The sequence below is a fragment of the Haloactinopolyspora alba genome (assembly GCF_003014555.1).
Lineage (GTDB): Bacteria > Actinomycetota > Actinomycetes > Jiangellales > Jiangellaceae > Haloactinopolyspora > Haloactinopolyspora alba.
On sequence record NZ_PYGE01000016.1, the window covers coordinates 22,577 to 43,628 of the forward strand.

Genomic DNA, 21,052 nt, shown 5'->3' on the forward strand with positions numbered 1-21,052 from the left:
TGCCGGTCACTCTGGCGAGCAACTTCGACTGATGGCGAAGATCGCCCGCATGTACCACACGCGCGGCATGCGCCAGAACGAGATCGCGGCTGAGCTGCATCTCTCGCAGGCGCGTGTTTCGAGGCTGCTCAAGAAGGCTACCGAGGTGGGCATCGTGCGGACGACAGTGTCCGCCCCGCCCGGCGTCCACACCGAGCTCGAGGAAAAGCTGGAGCAGCGCTTCGGCCTCCTCGAAGCGGTGGTCGTCAACGTCTCCGGCGACGAAGAGACGGCCATTCCGGCCATCGGCGCGGCCGCCTCCGGCTACCTGGAGAACACGTTGCTCGGTGGCGAGATCGTCGGAATCTCGACCTGGAGCGCCAACCTGCTCGCCACCGTCGAGTCCATGCGGCCCCCGTCCAGCCGCGTCGTGGAGAAGGTCGTCCAGCTCATGGGCGGTATGGGTGACCCGATCGCCCAGGTGGAAGCGACCCGCATCATGACGGCCTTCTCGAGCGCCACCGGAGCCGATCCGATCTACCTCGCGGCGCCGTGCCTGCTCGGAAGCGCCAGCGCGCGAGACACGCTCAGCGCAGATCCGCTGCTGACCAAGGTCACCGCACTGTGGGACGAGCTCAGCACGGTCCTGGTCGGCATTGGCACCCTCGAACCGTCCCCGCTGCTACGCAGCAGCGGCAACGCCGTGGACCCGAACGATCAAGACATGCTCCGATCGCTCGGTGCCGTCGGAGACGTGTGCATGCGGTTCTTCGACAAGGACGGCAACCCGGTGGACTCCTCCCTCGGCGAACGCGTCATCGGCATCCAAGCAGAACAGTTGCGCGCCGTGCCCCGGCGCATCGGCGTCGCCGGGGGCATGCGAAAACTCACCGCTCTGCACGGAGCGCTGGAGGGTCGCTGGATCAACGTCCTGATCACCGACGTCGACGTCGCGCACGCGCTGCTCGAAACATGACATCCTCCCAACGGCGCGACGTCCCCCCGACCGTCGCCGGCGGCCGCGTGTTCGACGCTGTCGAGGCGATCCGGCGCGGTCGGCCGGTTGTCGTCACCGATGCCGCATCGCGGGAAGACGAAGGCGACCTCGTCCTGGCGGCCGAGCACGCCACCCCGGAATGGATCGCGTTCATGATGGATCAGTGTCGCGGTCTCATCTGCGTGCCCATGACGGCAGAGCGCGCCGCGCAGCTCGACCTGCCGCCAATGGTGCAGAACAACACCGAGCCGCACCGCACCGCATTCACCGTCTCCGTCGACGCCGCCGCGGGAGTGACGACGGGCATCTCGGCCCGGGACCGCGCCACCACGGTCGCCGTCCTTCGCGGCCCGGCCAGCCTTCCGGCTGACCTCGTCCGCCCCGGACACGTCTTCCCGCTGGTTGCCGCGGCACGGGGTGTCACGGAACGGCCCGGGCACACCGAGGCCGCGATCGACCTCGTCCGCCTCGCCGGGTTGGCGCCCATGGGGGTCATCGTCGAGGTGGCCGGACCCGATGGCGAGATGCTCCGCGGTGGTGACCTCGCGGCCTTCTGCCGGCTACACGGCCTCGTCCACGTGTCGATCGCTGACCTCGTCGAACACGTCACACCTGACGGTTCGTCCGAGCAAGTCCGCGGGTCGTGAGTCCGACGGTGGCCGGTTACGCTCACTCTACGGTGCCGTATCCGGAGGTGACCCGGTGACGTTCGAGAATGAAGTTCGCCGCAGTCGAGCCTGGTTCGGCGCGGCCGGCCGCTCCGGCATGATCTACCGGTCGTGGCTGCGTAACCAGGGCTATGGAGCGGAGGTGTTCGATGGCCGGCCGGTCATCGGCATCGCCTCCACATGGTCCGAGCTGGCCCCGTGCAACGCGCACCTGAACCGGGTGGCCGAGTCGGTGAAGCACGGAGTGTGGCAGGCCGGCGGTTTTCCGCTGGAGTTCCCGGTCATGGCCACCGGCGAGACGCTGATGCGGCCGACCGCGATGCTTTACCGCAACCTGCTGGCCATGCAGGCCGAGGAGCTCATCCGGGCGAATCCGTTGGACGGGGTCGTGCTGTTGTCCGGCTGCGACAAGACCACGCCGGGCATGCTCATGGGGGCGGCCAGTGTCGACCTTCCGGCCGTCATGGTCACGGGTGGGCCGATGCTCAACGGCAAGTTCCGCGGCCAGGACGTCGGTTCCGGCACGCATGTGTGGAAGTTCGAGGAGGACCTCAAGGCCGGCCGGATGAATCAGGAGGAGTGTTTCGTCGCCGAGGGCTGCATGGCCCGGTCCAACGGGCACTGCATGACCATGGGCACCGCGTCCACGATGGCCTGTATGGCTGAGGCGCTGGGTATGCAACTTCCCGGTTCGGCCACGTGGCCGGCTGTCGACGCGCGCCGGTTCGAGGTGGCGCAGGAGGCCGGCAGGCGCATCGTCGCCATGGTCGAGGAGGATCTGCGGCCCAGCGCCATCATGACTCGGGCGGCGTTCGAGAACGCGATCCGCGCCAACGCCGCCATCGGCGGGTCGACCAACGCGATCGTGCATCTGAGCGCGCTGGCCGGCCGGCTCGGCGTCGAACTCGACCTGGACGACTTCGACGAGCTGGCCCGGCCGGTGCCCACCATCGTCGACCTGATGCCGTCGGGCCGATTCCTGATGGAGGACTTCTGCTACGCCGGCGGGCTGCCGGTGGTGTTGCGTGATCTCGCCGAGGCCGGGCTCCTCGACGCGGACGCGCAGACCGTCACCGGGAAAGGCGTCGGCGCGAACGTCGCCGCCGCCGAATGCTGGAACCGTGACGTCGTCCGGCCGCTGGCCGAACCGTTGCAGGCGGCGGGAACCGGCACCGCGGTGCTTCGCGGCAACCTCGCGCCGGGTGGCGCCGTGATCAAGCAGTCGGCCGCCTCACCGGGGCTGCTACGGCACACCGGCAGGGCGGTCGTGTTCGACACCCCCGAGGACTACCACTCCGTCTGCGACGACCCCGACCTCGACATCGCCGCCGACGACGTCATCGTCATCCGCGGTGCCGGCCCGAGTGGCTACCCCGGTATGCCGGAGGTCGCCAACGTCCCCGTCCCCACGAAGCTGCTGCGCGCCGGGGTCACCGACATGGTGCGCATCTGTGACGGCCGGATGAGCGGCACCGGCTACGGCACCGTCGTGCTGCACGTGACGCCGGAGGCGGCGGTGGGCGGTCCGTTGGCGCTCGTGCGCACCGGCGACGCCGTGACGCTCGACGTGCCGGCGCGTTCGCTGACGGTCGAGGTGTCCGACGACGAGTTGCAGCGTCGGCGGGCGGTGTGGAAACAGCCGGAACCGGCGCATGCCTCCGGCTACGGCTGGCTGTACATCCAGCACGTGCTGCAGGCCGACCAGGGCGCCGACTTCGACTTCCTGGTGGGCGCCCGCGGCGCGGCGGTCCCGCGTGAGTCCCACTGACGTTTCCAGGGCACCTCGTTCAGCTGCGTCACGTCCTCGGTTCGCCGGTCGTCGTGGCCGCCGGTTCGACGACGACCGAACACCCGTAGGCCTTGGGTGTCGGTAGCCCGTCCCGGTCGTGGTCGTAGAAACCCGGATGGCCGACTGGTAGGCGGAGCGGCGTGTCCAGGGGTGCAGGGTTGCGGCCCGGCTCTAGGGAGTCCTCACCACGAGTGTTCTCAACTGCGCACTTACGCGTTTCGGCAGTCGTCACGGCCTTGTGGCTGCTGACCCGGGCTTCTAGGTTTCACCACACCCAAGGGCGCGACGCCGTGCCACGGGACTCATCAGCCGCCGGCCGGAGGACGTCATGCGCCCACGAGACCCTGCTCGCGCCACCCGGACCGCCGCCACCATGGCCGCCGTCGCCGTGCTCACCGCCGGTGGAGTCCTCACGGCCGGCGCCGGTCCGGCCGCCGAGTCACCAACCGCGCCGACCGGGCCAGCCGCGTCTACCGGGCCGGCCGCGCCGACCGGGCCGGCCGCATCGACCTCGTCCCTCGCACCCTCCACGCCGCGGTCGACGGACGCCGCGGCGACGGCTCCCGAGGACAAGCTCACGGCAGGCGTGAAGGCCGCCCTGCGGGAGCAGCCGGAGACCGACTACTGGGTACGCTTCGCCGACCAGCCGGACCTCAGCGCCGCGGCTGAGATCACCGACTGGGCCGAGCGCGGCCGGTACGTCGTCGACACGTTGCGCGCCGCGGCCGAGGAGAGCCAGGCCGGTGTCGTGGCCCAGCTCGAAGCGGCCGACGTCGCCCACGAGTCGTACTGGGCGGCGAACGCCGTCCTGGTCGAGGGCGGTGACGAGGAGCTCGCGGAAGAGCTCGCCACCTCCGACGAGGTCGAGGCGATCGCCGAGACCACGACGTTCGCGCTGGAGGAGCCGGTCGAGGTCGGTCCGGCGGACACCACCGCGGACGACTCGCCGGGCGACGAGGCCGAGTGGGGAGTCGAGGCCATCAACGCCCCGGACGTCTGGGCGCAGGGCTTCACGGGCGAGGGCATCACCGTCGCGAACATCGACAGCGGAGTGGACGTGACCCACCCGGCGCTTGCCGAGAGCTATCGGGGCACGACCGCCGACGGCACCGTGACCGGTGACTACTCCTGGTGGGAACCATCGACGTTCTGCGGCGGCAAGCCGTGCGACACCGACTACCACGGCACCCACACGATGGGCACGATGGTCGGAGACGGCGGGCCGGGCAACCACATCGGCGTCGCGCCCGGTGCGGACTGGATCGCGTCGAACGCCCTCGCCTACGGTTCCGACGCCGTCATGCTCGAGGCGGCGCAGTGGTTCCTCGCGCCCACTCGGACGGACGGCACGGCTGCCGACCCCGCGCAGCGTCCGCACGTCATCAACAACTCCTGGGGCGGAGGCGGCCCCGCGATCAGGTCGGTCATGCCCGACGTGCTCCGCGCCTGGGAGGCGGCCGGAATCTTCGCCGTGTGGTCCAACGGCAACACCGGGCCGTTGTGCGAGACGACGGGGCGCCCGGGCGGGCTCGACGGTGCCTACTCGGTGGGCGCCTTCGACGAGGCGGGGGCGATCGCGGGGTTCTCGTCGCGCGGGACGGGCCCGGACGGCACCGTCAAGCCGGACATCGCCGCGCCGGGTGTGCAGGTGCGGTCCGCGTTCGCCAACCACGAATACCGGCCGATCGACGGCACCTCGATGGCGTCGCCTCACGTGGCCGGCGCCGTCGCGCTGCTCTGGAGCGCCGCACCGTCGCTCGTCGGCGACGTCGACCGGACCAGGGCGCTGCTCGACGACAGCGCGCGGGACAAGGACGACACCACGTGCGGCGGGACCGCCGACGACAACCAGGTGTGGGGCGAGGGCATGCTCGACGTGGAAGCGCTCGTCGCCGCCGCACCCACCGAGGCTGCCGCGATCGAGGGCACCCTGCTCGGTCCTGAGGGCGCCGCTCTGGACGGGGCGACCGTGACCGTCGGCGAAGGCCCGGACGCCCGCTCGACCGCGACCGACGCCGAAGGCCGCTTCACCCTGCGGGTAGCCCCGGGTGAGCACACGGTGACGGCGCGAGCGCCCGGATACCTGCCGGCGACGTCGTCGGTGACGGTGGCCGACGGCGCGACGGCACGCCTGGACCTCACCCTCGAAGTCTCGCCGAGGTACTCGCTGTCCGGAACCGTCCAGGACAGCGCGCACCAGCAGATCGCCGGCGCCACCGTCACGGTGTCGGCGCCCGGAGCACCGACCGTGTCGACGACCACGGACGCGACCGGCGCGTTCGTGGTCGAGGACCTGCCCGTGGACAGCTACATGCTGCAGGTCACCGGTGATCGATGCACCGAGGATCTCACCGACCGGGTCGATGTCGACGCCGACACGGTGCACGACGCCACGCTGGACCGGCGGAGCGACACCACCGGGTACACCTGCACCGTCGGCACGGCCGGGGTACGGACGGGGGACACCCCGCTGGCGATGGAGGAGGCGGAGTACTCCGGTGAGCTCGGCACCACCGAGCTGCCTTTCGCGTTCCCCTTCTACGGCGAGACCTACCGGGACGTCACCGTCGCCGACAGCGGCTGGATCTCGTTCCTGCCGCAGGACGGGGCGTGGGACCGGGCGTTCCGGTTGCCCGCCGAGCGGCGGAACCCGAAGGCCGCGATCTTCGCCCATCACAACAGCTTCGTCCTCGACGAGCAGTCGGGAATCTACACTGCCGAGACGACCCTGGACGGCACGGAGGCGTTCGTCGTCGAGTGGCGCAACGTGGTGCTCAGCTTCCGCGATTCGCGGGCGACGTTCTCGGCGACGTTGTACGCCGACGGGCGGGTGGAGCTCGGCTACGGCGACACCGACCCGGTGTGGCTGACCGGGGTCCGCGCGACGATCGGTATCGAGAACGCGTCCGGCACCGATGCGTTCCAGTACTCGCACAGCTCACCTGACGCGATCCACGACGGCAAGTCGGTCATGTTCGCCCGGCCGGAGTGGGGCCGGGTCACGGGCACGCTCGTCGACGCACTCGACCACGAGCCCGTGGCCGACGTCGAGGTGCGCCTCGTCCCGGAGGGCGGCGGGAGAGCTCACAGCATGTGGACGGGCGACGACGGCAGCTACGCCCTGGCGGCGCCGCCAGGCACGTACGACCTGTCGATCGCGCCGCAGCACTACGAGCGCATCACCGAGCGGGTCGTCATCACCGAGGACCTGCAGGAGATCGACCTGTCTCCGCAGCTGCGCACCGGCGCCGCCGAGGTGACCGGCGGCGACTGGACGCGGCGTCTGGTCCAGGGCGAGAGCGTCACCACCGAGCTGACGGTGCGGAACGCCGGCACGGCGCCGCTGACGGCATCGGTGGGCACGATGGTGCCCGCCGACGACCTCGACGCGCCGCCCGCGCCGACCGGCCGCAGGGTCGCCGGAAGCCCTCCGGTGGTGTCAGCGCCGGGTGCCGAGCGGGCGCCGTCGAGCCGCGGCACGGCGATCGGCCAGTTCTACTCCGATGCCGCTACTCCGCTGGGCGTCGGGCTGCACCCCGACGGTGAGGTGTGGAACTCCGACATTCATTACCGCAGCCCGCGGAACCTACGCCACTCCCGTGCGGGCGAGCTGCTCGGCGAGCACGACGCCCGGGTCGATCCGGGCGACGATCTGCGCGCCCTGACCTGGGACAGCACGAGCGAAGCGATGTGTCAGAGCGTCTATCGCGCCGACCGGACCAGCGTGATCCGTTGCTACGACGACGAGCAGAAGCCGGCACACGAGCTCACCGGTGTCTGGTCGGCGAACCCGGTCTACGGCATCGCGCACGACTCGCGGACCGACGTGTTCCACGTCGCCGTCCCGAGCATCGACGCCATCCTCACCGTCGCCGGGACCACCCACGACACGCCCGGCGAGCTGCTCTCGCGCTGCGCACCGGAGCACACGGATCCGGTGGGGCTGGCGTTCAACACGACGTCGGACACGTTGTGGATGTCCTCCAACTGGGCGGAGCAGGCGTTCATCCAGCTCGACCCGAAGGACTGCAGTACGTTGCGCACCGTCGCGGCGCCGGCGGGCGTGATCGACGGCGCCGTCCTGGACCTCGCCACCGACGTCACCGGGGCCCTGTGGGCTGTCGATCGGCCGACGAACCGCATCCGGCTCGTCGACGTCGGAGACCCGCAGTTCGCCTCGGTTGCCTGGGTGTCGGCAGACCCGGCGCCCATGACCCTCGAACCCGGCGAGAGCGCGTCCGTGCCGGTGACGTTCGACACGGCCGGGCTCGACCCGGGTACGTACACGACCGACGTCGCGGTGGTGTCGTCGGCCGGGCGCGCCCCGGTCCAGCGCTTGCCGGTGACCGTCGAGGTCGTCGCCCCGTACGACGCGGCGATCGACGTCGGCGGACCGGGCCGCACCGACACGGCCGGAAACGTGTGGGCCGGCGACCGTGCGCTGCCCGCCGGCCCGCTCCCGGACGGCGAGCATGCCTGGGGGTGGACGGACACTTCCGAGGTCAAGACCACCAAGAAGGAGATCGCAGGCACGGACGAGGACGCGCTCTTCCGCACCATGCAGATCGGCGCCGTCGCCTATACGTTCCGGGACGTGCCCGCGGGGAGCTTCGACGTCGCTCTCGGGTTCGTGGACCGGCAGCCGAACCCGAGGCCGGGCGGTCGCATCGTCGACGTGCTCGTGGACGGACGGGTCGTGGTCGACGACCTGGACGTCGCGGCGGAAGTGGGCGGGCTCAGCGCGCTTCAGCGCACCGTCACCACGCAGCACGACGGCGGCGACCTGGACGTCGTCGTGCGCCCGGACAACGCCGACCGGACGCCGGGCCTGGCGACGTTGCGTCTCGTCCAGCGCTCGCTCGGCGGGTGACTCCACAGCAGATCTGCGCGGCCATGATCAGCCAGCATCCCCGCGCCAAGCCGCATCCGAAGGATGTGCCGTCGAACCGTCATTTCCGCGGTTCGGCCGGTCACGCTGACGACCACTGTGCGGGCGGCATCAGCGGACGGCGCCGTCGGGCCAGATGACGTCCACGGTGATGCCAGCTGAGCCCGACGAGGTCACCGTCGAGCGTGGCGAGGTGGCCCCCTGGTGGCGTGGTCGACGAGTCTGGCGGGTGGTGTCGTCCAGGCCGTGGTGTCCACTAACGGCGATCCTCGTACGTGTGGACAACGGGCCCGTCCCTCACCCGGCGTTGGTTGGCAGACCTCACCTCAGGGACCTGAACACACCTCGGTGAGAAAAACGACGCATCCGACACGAAAACCCGCGCCATCCGTCAGTTTTCTCACCGAGGTGCGCCCAGATCCCCACACCGAGCGCCGCGTCTCCCGGCTCAGACGAGGCTGCCGCGGTCGAACATCAGGCCGTCGAGCTCCTGCACTGCGGCGAGGCCGGCTCAGCTGCCGCTGTCGTCGGCGGCGTCTCGTCCTGCCTCGTTCGCCTTACGGGTGCCGATCAGCAGTAGCACGACCAACGTCACCGTCGCGCAGCAGGGAATGACCAGCAGAGCGGGGTAGGGCCTCCCCGTGAGTGCCGGCACGAGCGCGGCTACTGCCGTTGCTGCACCGGCGACGTAACCGGTACGTGCGGCGGCGAGCAGCGAGGGCGCTGCCGCGAGGTGTCCGGCGTGCCAAGCCACGTCGGAGGATTTGGTGACCTTGGTCCTGACCCCTACGGCGGCGTTGCGCTCCAGGTTGCCGCCGACGATTGCTCTGTTGACCGAATGCAGGACGACCGCCAGGCCGAGCAGTCCCACGGCGAAGACGACGAATCCTCCGACCACTTCCAACGCACCTACCTCGTGAATTCGCCGAAACGGTCACTTCAAGGCACGTAGCGCCGCCGCGTTCTCGGCGATGCAGTCGGTGAGGGCGAGGGGCTGCTGCGCCGAGACCCAGCGCGTGAACGCGACCTGGAAGACGGTCACGGCGCTGTGACCGGCGAGGGCGGCACTGGGCTCGCTGACCCCGCGGATGCGCAACGCCTCGGCCGTCACTTCGACCACCCCCGCGAGCTTGAGCAGTTCGCGTTCCTGCAGGCTCGGGTTGGCCGCGACGATCCGGGAGCGGCGCACGGCGTGCTCGCGGCGGTCCTCGAGCAGTTCGCCGGCCGCGACCATCCCGGCCAGCGCCGCGTCGAGCGGCGAGTGGCCGGCGGGCGCGGCGAGTATCGCGTCGTGCGCCGTGCACTCCATCGTCTTGGAACCGTCGAAGAGGACCTCGCGCTTGTCGGCGAAGTGCCGGAAGAAGGTGCGCTCGGTGACGCCGGCACGCTCGGCGATGTCGCCGGCGGTCGTCTGCTCGAACCCGCGTTCGTCGAAGAGGTCCATCGCCGCACGGATCATCCGCCCCTCCGCGTCCGGCTCCCAACGACCCATGCCGTGCAGTCTAGATGATGACAGTCGCTGACATCGCGTGCTACCGTCGATGTCAGGCACTGACATCACCCAGGAAGGAAACCGTCATGCGTCTCTTCGTCACTGGTGCGTCCGGCTGGATCGGCTCGGCCGTCACCGACGAGCTCCTCACCCACGGCTACGACGTCATCGGCCTCGCACGCTCCGACGAGGCCGTCGCTGCCCTCGAGACGAAGGGCGCCAAAGCCCATCGCGGCAGCCTCGACGATCTCGACAGCCTGGCCGCGGCCGCCACTGCGGCGGACGGGGTCATTCACCTCGCCTTCAAGCACGACTTCACCAACCCTGCCGGCGCCGGCCACACTGAGCACGCCGCCGTCCAGCGGATGCTCGACACGCTCGAGGGCAGCGATCGGCCGTTCATGCTCGCCTCGGGGGTCGGGGGAAACAGCGGCGGACGACTGCTGACCGAAGACGATCCATCACCGTTCCACGGCGCCGACTCGCCGCGAGGTGGCAGCGAGAACCTCGCCCTGTCCTACGCGTACCGCGGGGTCCGTCCCGTGGCGCTGCGCTTCGCCCCGACCGTGCACGGCATGGGTGATCACGGCTTCACGGCAGTGTTGACGACGATCGCGAAGGAACACGGGGCGGCCGGCTACGTCGGCGACGGCTCGACCCGCTGGTCGGCCGTGCACCGTTCCGACGCCGCCCGGATGGTCCGGCTCGCACTCGAGAAGGCTCCGGCGGGTTCCCGGATGCACGCGGTGGCCGAGACCGGGCTCCCTTCCCGCGACATCGCTGCGGCGATCGGCGACCACCTGGGGGTGCCGACGGTGTCGGTCGCACCGGACGACGCTCAGGCGCACTTCGGCTGGATCGCGGGATTCTTCGGAGCCGACCTCTTCGCGTCGAGCGCTCGTACCCAGGAACTGCTGGACTGGACGCCCACCGGCCCCACGCTGCTCGAGGACATCGCCGCGGGGGCCTACGCCCAGTCGGCGTGAGCAGTTCTCGCCGGCCGGCAGCCGACCTCCACCACAGCGTGACGCGGGGCCGGCACGCTCCTACCGATGCCGGACGAGCACGTCCAACGCCGTGTCCACGGCCTCGTCCGTGACGTACAGATGGAACCCCATGCGCAGCATGCCGCGGCGGACCGCTGCGCGCACGCCTGCCCGTTCCAGGTCGGCGAGTACGTCGCCGGGCGCCTGGACGGGCAGGCTGACGACGGGACTCGGCCGGTCGCCGTCGACCACCGGGAAACCGGCGTCCGCGAGCCCGTCGTGAAGCCGCCGAGCCAGCCGGAGCGAGTGCTCTTCGCGCGCGGCGACGGGGATACCACCCAGGAACTCCAGGCCCGCACGCGCGCCGACCCAGCTGAACCACGCCGGCGACTGATCGAGCCGGGCGGCCCCGGTGAACGGGAGCAACGGCGGCCCGTACGGGCCGACGACGCTGGTGTCGGCCATCCCGTACGGGCTGGGATGCGCCGGCACGTCGTCGGTCAGGTCCGGCCGGACGATGCCGTAGCCGGTACCCCGTGGTGCGAGCAGGCCCTTGTAGCCGGCTGCGACGATCGCCGCCGGTGCCTCCGCCGGCACGTCGAGCGCGATCACGCCGAGGGACTGGGTCGCATCGACGACCAACTCGGCGCCGGCCTGGTGACAGGCGTCCAGCAGCCCTGGCAGGTCGACCCGTGAGCCATCGTGCGAACCGACCGTCGAGACGACCACGGCGGAGACGTCGTGGTCGAGGGCGTCGGCGAACGTCGCGGCCACGTACGGCCCGTCGACCCAGCGCACCCGTTCCTCGCCGTACGCCTGCATCGCAGGCAGCAGCAGGGAGCGGAACTCGCTACGGTGCGCCAGCAGGACGCCGCCCCGCCGGGCCAACTGGGTGCTCACGTAGGACACCCCGGGTACGACCGACGGAATCAGCGCCACGTTCGTCTCGGCCGTTCCCACCTCGCGTGCGATCAGGGAACGGCACTGCGCGTGCGTGACGTCCCAGTGCTCGAACCCGGCCGACGCCGCGGACCACGAGCGCAGCGCATCTTCGACCGCGGCCACGGTGCTCTCCGGAGGGACCCCCATGGATGGCGTGTCCAGGTAACCCGCGGCCGTCGCCGGAAAAGCCCGCTGGGCGCCGCCGATGACGTCAACCATCGATCAGCCCTGGTATCCACGTGGTCAGCGCCGGGACGAACATCAGGAGGAACACGACGGCCGCGCCCACGGCGAAGTACGGCACCAGATCCCTGGTGACCTGTTCCATCCGGATCTTCGCCAGGTGGCAGGAGATGAACAACGTGGTGCCGATCGGCGGGGTGAAGAGCCCGAGCGCCAGCGTGCACAGCATCACGATGCCGAAGTGCACCGGGTCCATCCCGAGCTCGGTGGCGATCGGGAAGAAGATCGGGATGAAGATGAACAGGTTCGGCACCAGATCCATCACCGCGCCGGCCACCAGCAGAACCAGCACCAGGGCGACCTTGATGCCCCAGTCGGGCAGCCCCATGCCCAGCAGTCCGTCGGAGATCAATTGCGGAACCCGTTCGCTGATCAGGACATAGCTGAAGATCGTCGAGGTGCAGACGATGAGCATGATCACCGTGGTGCCGTACGCCGCACCCTTGATGGCGCGCACGAGGCCGCGCACACTCAGCGTCCGATACACCAGGAAGGACACGATGAACGCGTACACCGCGGCGATGGCGGCGGCCTCCGTGGGCGTGGCCACCCCGGTGACGATCACGTAGATCAGCACGATCGGCAGCAGCAGCGCCCAGAACGCGCGCCGGACGTCGACGACGAACTCCTTCAGCCGGGGACGGTCCCCGCGCGGATATCCGCGGCGTAGCGACGTGACGATGGTCAGCGCCAGGTAGGCCAGCCCGATGAGGATGCCGGGGATGATCCCGGCCAGGAACATGTCCGCGACCGACAGGTCGGCCAGCCAGGCGATGATGATCATCGTGCTGCTCGGCGGGATGATGATTCCCACGACCGAACTCGAGGCGTTGATCGCGGCCGCGAAAGACGAGCTGTAGCCCTTGCGCTTCATCTCCGGGATCAGCACGCTGCCGACCGAGGACGCGTCGGCGACCGACGAACCCGACACGCCGGCCATCCCCATGCTGGTGACCACCGAGACGCAGCCCAGCCCGCCGGGCAGTTGCCGCACTCCGGCATGGACCACGTTGATGATCCGCTGGGCTATCTGGCCCTCGACCATCAGGTTGCCCATGAGTATGAAGAACGGAACGGCGAGGAACGCGAACGACTGGGTGTTGGACAGGAACCGCTGCGAGACGATCTCGAGGGGCACGCCCTCGACCAGGATGTAGAGCAGAGCTGAGGAGCCCATCGCGAAGGCCACAGGCATGCCCAGGGCGACGAACACGAAGAACGTCGCGATCATGACCCAGATCATTCGGCACCTCCGACCATGCCCTCGGCGCGCTCACCGAGCTCGTCCTCCTCGGCCGGCGTGCGCAGGTGTGGGAAGAACAGGTCGACGACGATCTGCACCACCAGCACGACGCTGATGGCGATGAAAGCCACGGCGACCGACGCGTTCAGCCAGCTGGTCGAGATCTGCAGGGCGGGCAGCTTCTGATCGGCCAAGGCGGTCGTGAGCTCCAGGCTCGATCGCGTCAGGTAGCCGGCGAAGACCAGCATCATCATCTTCATGACCGCCTCGACCAGCCGCTCGACCAGCGCCGGCAGTTTCGAGCGGAAATACGTCACCGCGATGTTGTCCTGGTGATGGGTCACCGAGATCGCGGCCAGGAAGACGAGCCAGGCGAAGATCAGTCCGGACATCTCCGTCGTCGAACGGATCGGCAGGTCGAAGGCGTAACGGCTCACGACCGCGGTGGTCACGACGACCGTCAGGGCCACCATCAGCAGGCCCGCCACCGTGGCGAACACGTCGACGATGCGGTCGACCACGCGCAGCAACGATTTCATAGAACTCTCGCTTCACGTCCGGCGCAGCATGGGCGCGGGGGTGTGTACGACTCGGGTTCCGGGCGGTCGTTACTGGTTCTCGGCCCGGTAATCCTCGATGAAGTCGCGCGCCTCCTGGATCTTCGCCGGGTCGACGATCTTCTCGAACTCGCTGAAGGCGGGTTCGACGGCCGTCCGGAACGCTTCCAGGTCCGGGTCCTCGACGATCTCCTCGAACTCCGGGCGCAGGGTCTCGAGCATCTCCTTGTCGTTCTGCTGAGTCTGTTCGCGCGAAACGGTCTGCGCCTCGTCTGCCGCCTTCTGGACGATCTCCTGGAGCTCCGGATCGAGTCCGTTCCAGACGTCGGGGTTCATGATGAAGTTGACGTGGTAGTAGAAGATGTTGACCAGGGTCAGATGGTCCTGGACCTCGTGGAATTTCGTCTCGTAGATGGCGTCCAACGGGTTGAACTGGCCCTCGATGACGCCCTGCTGCAGGCCCGGGTAGACCTCGGTGAACGGTAGCGTGCTGACGTTGGCGCCCATGGCCTCGAACGTGGCGATCGACGTCGGCTCGTCGGGGCTACGCATCGCGATGCCCTCGAGGTCCTCGGGTGTACGGATCGGCCGGACGTTGTTGGTGATCTGGGCGAAGCCGAGGTCGTGGTGGGAGAGCACCTTGTAGCCCTGCTCCTCGGCCTGCTTCTTCCACCCCTGCCCGATGGGGCCGTCGAGAAGGGCGTAAGCCTCGTCGAAGCTCTGCACCATGAACGGCAGAGTCATGATCGCGTACTCGGGCACGATGTTCTGCATGCTGCCGCCGCCGGCCATCTGCAGCTCCAGGCTGCCGGTCTTGACGCCGTTGAGCATCTCCTGCTCACTGCCCAGCGCTTCCGCGGGGAAGATCTCGATGGTGATGCGGCCGTTGCTTTCCTCCTCCACGATCTCCTTGAACTTCTCGGCGGCCGCGGCGCGTACCGAGCTCTCGTTGGTGTTGAAGCCCAGCCGCCAGGTGTAGGAGTCGCCGCTGCCGCCGTCGGAGCCGCCACAGGCTGTCAGAGCCAGGAGTGCGGACAGAGCGACGGCTCCGAAGAGCCGAGCCCGAAGGTGGGTCCGAGACGTGCGCATTGATCCTCCAAGGGCCTGCTTCACGGGTTCTGGCTGAACTCCGAAAGAGAAGCATATGGTCTAGTCCTAGTCAACGGTTCGTGTTAGTTGGCCGACTGCGGCTGGGTGTCGAACTCCGGCGTGAAAGCCCATCGACGGGCCACTTCGCCGTTCCGGCGATCATGGTGTCTATGCAGGTGAGCGCCCTATTGTCGGCCGCGACCCCGGCGTTGGTGCCGGGCTCGCGCGGCGACTGCGAGATTGCTTCGCCCGGCCGAACCTGATAGGTCTATTGTCTAGACCTTGGCTGGTTGAGGTCATTCGTCCCAACACCACACGGAGTTTCGATCTTGGACGTCTTGGACTTCACTCGTACCCTGGTCGCCATCGATTCGCAGAACCCCGGGGTGGGAGAACGGGAGATCGTCGCGCACCTTCGTGAGGTCTGTGCGACGTTCGGATTGCCGGCGCGTGTCGTCGAACCGGTCGCGGGTCGTCCGAACCTCGTCGTCACCGTCGACCGCGGTCCGGGCCGGCACCTCGCCTTGTCGGGACATGTCGACACCAAGCCGGTCGGGGACGCCCGCGACCAGTGGCACACGGACCCGTTCGAGCTCACCGTCGTCGACGGCGACGCCTACGGGCTCGGTTCCTCGGACATGAAGGGCGCGGTGGCCGCGATGCTGCTGGCGATGCGCCGCTTCGCGGAGGACGGTCCCTCCGGCAGCCTCTCCCTGGTGCTGACCGCCGACGAGGAGCAGGGCTCCGCTGCCGGGGCACAGGCACTCGCCGCCGGGACGAGCATGCCGCAGATCGACGCCATGGTGATCTGCGAGCCGAGCGGGATCACCGAGCCCTGGGAGGCCATGCATCTGGTGTCCCGCGGCATCTGCTGTTTCGAGATCGACATCCGGACCGCGCAGGGCCACAGCGGCCTGTCACCCGCATTGGGCCGCAACGCCGTCCTGGTCGCCGCCGACGTGCTGCGCGCATTCGAGTCCTTCCAGCCCACGGTTTCCGAGCCCGGGCGCGTGCCGTGCGACGTCACCGTGAACTCGGGGATGCTGGCCGAGGGCGGGGTCGCGTTCGGCACCTGGCCGGGGCTGTGCACCGTTGGCGTAGAGCTGCGGCTCGTCCCAGGCATGGACCGCGACGTCGTCCGTGCCGAGATCCAGAGCCTGGCGGAGGAGGCGGCGAAAGGCGCTGCCGGAGTGGACGTGCGCTACCGGCCGGGATCGCTCGGCTGGATGCCGGCGGTCGAGCTCGACCCTGGCCACGACGTCGTCGCCGCGAGTCAACGTGCGGCCCGCCGGGTACTCGGAGGTGCGCTCGCCGTACGCGGATACCCCGGTGGCACCGACGCCTCCTACTTCATGCGCGATGCCGGCATCCCCACGGTGACCAGCCTGGGGCCCGGCTGGCTGAGCGTGGCGCACGGACCCAACGAACGTGTCGGCGTCGGGCAGTTGTCCCAGGCTGTCGACCTCTACGAAGCGCTCACCGGAGAGTACCTGCGAAGCGGGGTGTCTTGACCATCCAATACCCGACCGATGGACGCGACGACGGTTCGGTCAGTGCTCCGGAGGCCGGCGGCGCGGATCACCAGCCGATGCCGAAGTACCTGGTGATCGCGGCCGAACTCGCCGACCGGAGCCAGACGCTGCCCACGGGGAGCCAGCTGCCCACGGAGAAGGCACTGGCCGCGGAGTTCGGCGTGAGCCGGATGACCGTGCGCCATGCACTGGAGCGGCTGGAGGAGCAGATGGTGGTCACGCGGCTACGGGGCCGGGGCACGTTCGTGCAGCATCCGGTGGTCGCCAAGGGCCAGTCCCTGACCTCGTTCACCGAGGACCTGCGTTCGCGGGGGATGGTCCCGTCGACGCGGCTGGTGGCCCTGGAAGAGACCACGCAGGTCGACGACATCGTTCGCGAGTTCGGCATGGAACCCGAATCCCGGATCGTCCGGGCACAGCGGCTCCGCTTCGGCGGGGACGAGCCGATCTGCCACGAAACCGTGCACATGCCGGTGGCCCTGGCCTCGCGGCTCAAGGCACAGGACTACGAGTCCTCGTTGCACGCCGGACTGCGCGACGTGGGGGCCGCGCCGGCATCGGCCGTGCGGCGAACCTCGGCCATGTCCGCGCCGCCACACGTCGCCGAGCTACTGCGCATCCCGGTCGACTCACCAGTGTTGCGGATCGCGCAACTCTTCCGGGACGAACACGCGACGCCCCTGTACGTGGCCGAGTCGTGCTACCGGGCCGACCGGTACGAAATCGTCACGCATGTCCGCCGGATCGAGTCGTGACCGTCGGCTTCCCCGGCACACCAATCGAGAAACCAGAAAGGACGTCGAATCCATGACGAAGAACGCCCTCGTCATCCCGAACCTGCCTGCTCCGGCCGGCCCTTACAGCCAGATCGTCGAGGCCGGCGGGTTCGTCTACACGGCAGGGTTCGGACCGCAGGATCCACAGTCCGGCGCGGTGCCGGAGGGCGTCGCGGCCCAGACCGAGCAGGTCATCACCAACCTGCAGACCGCCCTGGAGGCGGTGGGGCTGTCGCTCGACGCCGTGGTGAAGACGACCGTGCACCTCGAGCACCTCGACCGGGACGTCGCCGAGTACAACCGCGTGTACGCGCAGCGCTTCGCCGAGCCCTACCCGGTGCGCACCACCGTCGGCAGCACGCTGGCCAACATCCTGGTCGAGATCGACGCCGTCGCCGTCAAGCCATGACCGGGCCGGGTGACGACCGCTGGGGTCCGGTACCGGAGCTCTCCGGGCACCGCCCGCCGCCGGGCACGCCGCTGCTCGGCGGCGAGTTCCACTCGCCCGTCATGGCGCTGCGCGAGAACGCGGTCCTGCACAACGTGTCGACCATGGCGCAGTACTGCCGCGACCGCGGGGTGGAGCTGGCGCCGCACGGCAAGACCACGATGTCGCCGGAACTGTTCCGGCTCCAGATCGAGGCCGGCGCCTGGGGCATCACCGCGGCGACCGGAGCGCACGTGCGCACCTACCGGCGGTTCGGGGTGTCCCGGATCTTCCTGGCGAACGAGCTGGTCGATCCGGTCGCGATCCGCTTCGTCGCCAGTGAGCTGGCCACCGACCCCGAGTTCGAGCTGATCTGCTACGTCGACTCGGCCGACGGAGTGGACATCCTGGAGACCGAACTGGCTGCCCGCGGCGGGGACTCGGTACGTCTCGACGTCGTCGTCGAGCTGGGAGTCCCGGGCGGCCGGACGGGCTGCCGAAGCGGCGACGAGGCGCTGGCCGTCGCCCGTCGTGTCGCCGAGGCTGCCCACCTGCGGTTGCGGGGCGTGTCCGGGTACGAGGGCGCCGTCGGAGGAGACCGGTCCGAGCAGAACGTGGCCGCGGTGACGGCCTACTGCGCCGAGATCCGCGGCACCGCCGAGCGGATGGCGGCCGAAGGGCTGCTGAGCTCCGAGCGTCCGGCAGTGGTCAGCGCCGGCGGCAGCTTGCTGTACGACCTCGTGGCCGATTCGCTCGCCGGCACGCAGCTGGCGGGACGGCCCGCGCAGGTGCTGCTGCGCAGCGGCGCCTACGTCACTCACGACCACGGCATGTACCAGCGGACCTCGCCGTTCGAGCAGCCGGGTTCGGCCTATCGGTTCGAACCCGCCCTGCAGCTGTGGGGGCGGGTGCTGTCCCGGCCGGAACCCGAACTCGCCGTGGCCGACTTCGGCCGCCGCGACGCCCCGTTCGACCAGGGCTATCCGATTCCGTTGGAGACCCGGGCCGCGGACGGGACGGGCGGCGAACCGGCCACCGACCTGACCGTGACGCAACTGAACGACCAGCACGCCTTCGTGCGCGTCCCCGCCGATCGCCGGCTCGCGCCGGGCAGCTGGCTGGGCTGCGGAATCTCGCACCCGTGCACCGCCTTCGACAAGTGGCGCGCGATGCCCGTCGTCGACGACGAGGGGACCGTCGTCGGGGGGATCGAGACCCACTTTTAGAACCTGCATCTCCCGGATCCGGCTCCGTCGGCCATCGGGCCGCGGAGACCGGACCCGCCCGGCGTGCGACGGCCATCGTGCGACGGCCGTCGTGCGACGAGCCGCGCCGGCGGTGCCGGGTTTGTGCGTGGCCCGCTCGGGTGCCGCCAGCGCAAACGCGCAGCGCCGGTTGGGAGATGCGATGCAGGTGGGGTACAAGCTCCTGGCGGAGTCCTACGGGCCGAAGGAGCTGGTTCGACAGGCGGTGCGTGCCGAGGCCGCCGGGTTCGACTTCATCGAGATCAGTGACCACTTCCACCCGTGGCTGGACGTACAGGGCCACTCGCCGTCCGCCTGGACGGTACTCGGCGGTATCGCGGCGAACACGCGAAGCATCGGGCTGGCGACCGGCGTGACCTGCCCGACGGTCCGATATCACCCGGCGGTCGTCGCGCAGTCCGGGGCGACCCTCGCGCTGATGTCCGACGGCAGGTTCAGCCTGGGTGTCGGGGCGGGTGAGCGCCTCAACGAGCATGTCGTCGGCAGGGGGTTCCCCGCCGCGGCCGAACGGCAGGCGATGCTGCGCGAGGCGTTGGAGATCATTCGGCTGTTGTGGTCCGGCGGATACGGTCCTACGACGGCCGGTACCTGCGGTTGGAGGACGCGAGGGTGTTCGACCTCCCGGCAACCGCGCCGCCGATCGTGGTCGCGGCCGGAGGGCGCAATGCCGCCAGGCTGGCCGCGGAACTCGGGGACGGACTGTTCGCGACCGAGGCGGATCCCGATCTCGTCGACGCCTACCGGACGGCCGGCGGGTCCGGCCCGACGTACGCGGAGGTTCCCGTCTCGTGGGCGCGCGACCACGACACCGCTGTGCAGGCGGCACTGCGGACGTCACGCTGGGCGGTGACCGGGTGGCCGGTCATGAGCGAGCTGCCGAACCCGGCCAACTTCGAAGCCGCGACAGCCACGGTGCGTCCCGAGGACATCGCCGCGTCCTTCGCCTGTGGACCGGACGCTTCGGCCGTCCTGGAGGCGACGCGACCGTACCTCGAGGCCGGGTTCGACCGGATCGCGTTCATGAACGCCGGTCCCGACCCGGACGGGTTCATCGACGCGTTCCGTGACGAGCTCGGCGACCGCGTCCGCGCCGACGCTCCGGCTGCCGAGCGTGGACGTCCCACCGGATGACCGCTGAAGGCCACGGTTCCCGTGACGGCCTGCGTCCCGGCTCGGACGGCCTGCTCGACCGGCACGCCGAGCTCTGGTGTCGCGGACGGGTTCACTCTCGCCCCAGTTCGGTGCAGACGCAGGCCTTGTTGCCGTCCGGGTCGGCCAGCACGACGAAGGCCGGGGCACGGCCGTCGTCGACGACGCGCCCGCCCGCGGTGACCGCTGCCGCGATCCGCTGGTCGGCCGCTTCCGGTGGGACCGTGACGTCGAGGTGGAAACGTTGCCGATCGGGTGCGGTCGAGTCGGTCGCCTGGAACCACAGCAGCGGGAGCTCTCTGGCCGGGTCGACGATCTCGCCGTTTTCTTCACCGCCGCTGAGAACGGCTAGCCAGAACGGGCGCACGGTTTCCGAAAACGGCGTGTCCAGGGCGATTTCCAGCACTTGTACCTGCTCTGGGCGCGGGTCCAGCCCCTGGTCGGATGCGAGCGCGCTGATCTGCTCGGCCAGCTGGACGTCCCGTTCGGTGACCCCGCCGACGTCGGGACTGCGCAACACGAACTGAACGTGCCCCGCACGCAGATCGACGTCGGGATGGTGACCGGCTTCATCGGAGAGACGGCCCACTGCCGCGACGAATGCGGCCCCCGCTCCGAACGAGTCCGTCTCGAACCGAGCCCGCAACGCCCCCAGCAACCACCGCCAATCCGCCAGATCGACCTGCCGGACGCCGAGACGAGCGGACTGCTGCACCATGCCTGGACGATAGACCACGCCTCCGACACCCCCGGGGTGCCGGCTCATCCGCCGTCGCGCCGGCCGGCCCAGTGCCTGAGCGTGTGCGCCATGCGTAGCGGGAACATCCCGAGCCACGGAGCCCTCCGGCCCACGTCGTCGCGGTCCTCCCGGTCGAACGCTGCAGCGTACATCCGTGCTTCGTCGGGGGTGGCGTAGGTCTTCGATCCTCCGTGTCCGCACTCCCGCTCGCAGTTCCAGGACATCGTGGCTCCGTCGGCGTGGAACCGGTAGCGGTGGCCGAGCACGGCGCATCGTCGTTGCATGTCCGGT

At 69.8% G+C, this 21,052-nt stretch carries 16 protein-coding genes and 2 pseudogenes; 10 read left to right on the top strand and 8 right to left on the bottom strand.

The genetic code is table 11. From position 1 onward, the window contains the following. Window positions 1–31: 31 nt before the first annotated feature. The 4 genes and pseudogenes from CLV30_RS18900 to CLV30_RS18920 all read left to right on the top strand — a co-directional run bounded on the left by CLV30_RS18900 (window position 32) and on the right by CLV30_RS18920 (window position 8,303). Window positions 32–955 carry a sugar-binding transcriptional regulator gene (locus CLV30_RS18900; RefSeq protein ID WP_205740880.1) on the top strand — a complete coding sequence of 308 codons (924 nt, stop codon included), beginning with the start codon at window positions 32–34 and terminating at the stop codon, window positions 953–955. Continuing rightward, window positions 952–1,581, top strand: a pseudogene (gene ribB, locus CLV30_RS18905) (3,4-dihydroxy-2-butanone-4-phosphate synthase); the annotation flags it as partial. The gene CLV30_RS18900 and the pseudogene ribB, both read left to right, overlap by 4 nt. A 97-nt stretch (window positions 1,582–1,678) precedes the next feature. After that, window positions 1,679–3,412, top strand: a complete 1,734-nt coding sequence (locus CLV30_RS18910) for an IlvD/Edd family dehydratase (RefSeq protein WP_170119651.1) — start codon at window positions 1,679–1,681, stop codon at window positions 3,410–3,412. 349 nt (window positions 3,413–3,761) lie between these two features. Then, window positions 3,762–8,303, top strand: a complete 4,542-nt coding sequence (locus tag CLV30_RS18920; protein ID WP_129711025.1) for a S8 family serine peptidase — start codon at window positions 3,762–3,764, stop codon at window positions 8,301–8,303. Window positions 8,304–8,832: 529 nt separating this feature from the next. Here CLV30_RS18920 and CLV30_RS18925 read toward each other — a convergent pair. After that, window positions 8,833–9,192, bottom strand: a complete 360-nt coding sequence (locus CLV30_RS18925; RefSeq protein WP_165358638.1) for an SdpI family protein — start codon at window positions 9,190–9,192, stop codon at window positions 8,833–8,835. A 63-nt stretch (window positions 9,193–9,255) separates the two neighbouring features. Continuing rightward, complete coding sequence (locus tag CLV30_RS18930) at window positions 9,256–9,813, bottom strand: TetR family transcriptional regulator (protein WP_106538801.1); 558 nt, start codon at window positions 9,811–9,813, stop codon at window positions 9,256–9,258. Between the two features lie 86 nt (window positions 9,814–9,899). Between CLV30_RS18930 and CLV30_RS18935 the strand changes: the two genes are divergently transcribed. Further along, window positions 9,900–10,799: an SDR family oxidoreductase gene (locus CLV30_RS18935; protein WP_106538802.1), complete on the top strand. Its 900-nt coding sequence runs from the start codon at window positions 9,900–9,902 to the stop codon at window positions 10,797–10,799. A 60-nt stretch (window positions 10,800–10,859) separates the two neighbouring features. Here CLV30_RS18935 and CLV30_RS18940 read toward each other — a convergent pair whose 3' ends face one another. The 4 genes from CLV30_RS18940 to CLV30_RS18955 all read right to left on the bottom strand — a co-directional run bounded on the left by CLV30_RS18940 (window position 10,860) and on the right by CLV30_RS18955 (window position 14,873). Next, window positions 10,860–11,864, bottom strand: coding sequence for an aminotransferase class V-fold PLP-dependent enzyme (locus CLV30_RS18940; RefSeq protein WP_165358639.1), 1,005 nt, complete (start codon window positions 11,862–11,864; stop codon window positions 10,860–10,862). A gap of 88 nt (window positions 11,865–11,952) precedes the next feature. Then, on the bottom strand, window positions 11,953–13,227 hold the full coding sequence (locus CLV30_RS18945) for a TRAP transporter large permease (RefSeq protein WP_106538804.1): 1,275 nt from the start codon (window positions 13,225–13,227) through the stop codon (window positions 11,953–11,955). Beyond that, window positions 13,224–13,766: a TRAP transporter small permease gene (locus CLV30_RS18950; RefSeq protein ID WP_106538805.1), complete on the bottom strand. Its 543-nt coding sequence runs from the start codon at window positions 13,764–13,766 to the stop codon at window positions 13,224–13,226. The genes CLV30_RS18945 and CLV30_RS18950 overlap by 4 nt, the downstream gene beginning before the upstream one ends. A gap of 69 nt (window positions 13,767–13,835) precedes the next feature. Further along, window positions 13,836–14,873 carry a TRAP transporter substrate-binding protein gene (locus CLV30_RS18955; RefSeq protein ID WP_106538806.1) on the bottom strand — a complete coding sequence of 346 codons (1,038 nt, stop codon included), beginning with the start codon at window positions 14,871–14,873 and terminating at the stop codon, window positions 13,836–13,838. Window positions 14,874–15,211: 338 nt separating this feature from the next. Here CLV30_RS18955 and CLV30_RS18960 point away from each other — a divergent pair, with 338 nt between their 5' ends. The 5 genes and pseudogenes from CLV30_RS18960 to CLV30_RS18980 all read left to right on the top strand — a co-directional run bounded on the left by CLV30_RS18960 (window position 15,212) and on the right by CLV30_RS18980 (window position 20,004). Continuing rightward, window positions 15,212–16,384, top strand: a complete 1,173-nt coding sequence (locus CLV30_RS18960; RefSeq protein WP_165358640.1) for a M20 family metallopeptidase — start codon at window positions 15,212–15,214, stop codon at window positions 16,382–16,384. After that, complete coding sequence (locus CLV30_RS18965; RefSeq protein WP_106538808.1) at window positions 16,381–17,160, top strand: GntR family transcriptional regulator; 780 nt, start codon at window positions 16,381–16,383, stop codon at window positions 17,158–17,160. Before CLV30_RS18960 ends, CLV30_RS18965 begins: the two co-directional genes overlap by 4 nt. Window positions 17,161–17,212: 52 nt before the next feature. Continuing rightward, window positions 17,213–17,590, top strand: coding sequence for a RidA family protein (locus tag CLV30_RS18970; RefSeq protein WP_106538809.1), 378 nt, complete (start codon window positions 17,213–17,215; stop codon window positions 17,588–17,590). Next, window positions 17,587–18,834 (top strand): alanine racemase, encoded by a 1,248-nt coding sequence (locus tag CLV30_RS18975; protein WP_106538810.1) that lies wholly within the window; start codon window positions 17,587–17,589, stop codon window positions 18,832–18,834. Before CLV30_RS18970 ends, CLV30_RS18975 begins: the two co-directional genes overlap by 4 nt. A 181-nt stretch (window positions 18,835–19,015) precedes the next feature. After that, window positions 19,016–20,004 (top strand): annotated as a pseudogene (locus CLV30_RS18980) (TIGR03557 family F420-dependent LLM class oxidoreductase). Window positions 20,005–20,095: 91 nt separating this feature from the next. Here the strand turns inward: CLV30_RS18980 and CLV30_RS18985 are convergent. Together CLV30_RS18985 and CLV30_RS18990 are read right to left on the bottom strand one after the other, a co-directional pair. Next, window positions 20,096–20,740 carry a VOC family protein gene (locus CLV30_RS18985; protein WP_106538811.1) on the bottom strand — a complete coding sequence of 215 codons (645 nt, stop codon included), beginning with the start codon at window positions 20,738–20,740 and terminating at the stop codon, window positions 20,096–20,098. A 44-nt stretch (window positions 20,741–20,784) separates the two neighbouring features. Beyond that, window positions 20,785–21,045, bottom strand: a complete 261-nt coding sequence (locus CLV30_RS18990; RefSeq protein WP_106538812.1) for a hypothetical protein — start codon at window positions 21,043–21,045, stop codon at window positions 20,785–20,787. Between the last annotated feature and the right edge of the window lie 7 nt (window positions 21,046–21,052).

Coding starts and splice junctions, on each gene's coding strand:
- CLV30_RS18975 (WP_106538810.1), top strand. CDS start 17,587: ATGACCGGGCCGGGTGACGACCGCTGGGGTCCGGTACCGGAGCTCTCC.
- CLV30_RS18950 (WP_106538805.1), bottom strand. CDS start 13,766: ATGAAATCGTTGCTGCGCGTGGTCGACCGCATCGTCGACGTGTTCGCC.
- CLV30_RS18930 (WP_106538801.1), bottom strand. CDS start 9,813: ATGGGTCGTTGGGAGCCGGACGCGGAGGGGCGGATGATCCGTGCGGCG.
- CLV30_RS18985 (WP_106538811.1), bottom strand. CDS start 20,740: ATGGTGCAGCAGTCCGCTCGTCTCGGCGTCCGGCAGGTCGATCTGGCG.
- CLV30_RS18945 (WP_106538804.1), bottom strand. CDS start 13,227: ATGATCTGGGTCATGATCGCGACGTTCTTCGTGTTCGTCGCCCTGGGC.
- CLV30_RS18970 (WP_106538809.1), top strand. CDS start 17,213: ATGACGAAGAACGCCCTCGTCATCCCGAACCTGCCTGCTCCGGCCGGC.
- CLV30_RS18920 (WP_129711025.1), top strand. CDS start 3,762: ATGCGCCCACGAGACCCTGCTCGCGCCACCCGGACCGCCGCCACCATG.
- CLV30_RS18990 (WP_106538812.1), bottom strand. CDS start 21,045: ATGCAACGACGATGCGCCGTGCTCGGCCACCGCTACCGGTTCCACGCC.
- CLV30_RS18955 (WP_106538806.1), bottom strand. CDS start 14,873: ATGCGCACGTCTCGGACCCACCTTCGGGCTCGGCTCTTCGGAGCCGTC.
- CLV30_RS18900 (WP_205740880.1), top strand. CDS start 32: ATGGCGAAGATCGCCCGCATGTACCACACGCGCGGCATGCGCCAGAAC.
- CLV30_RS18935 (WP_106538802.1), top strand. CDS start 9,900: ATGCGTCTCTTCGTCACTGGTGCGTCCGGCTGGATCGGCTCGGCCGTC.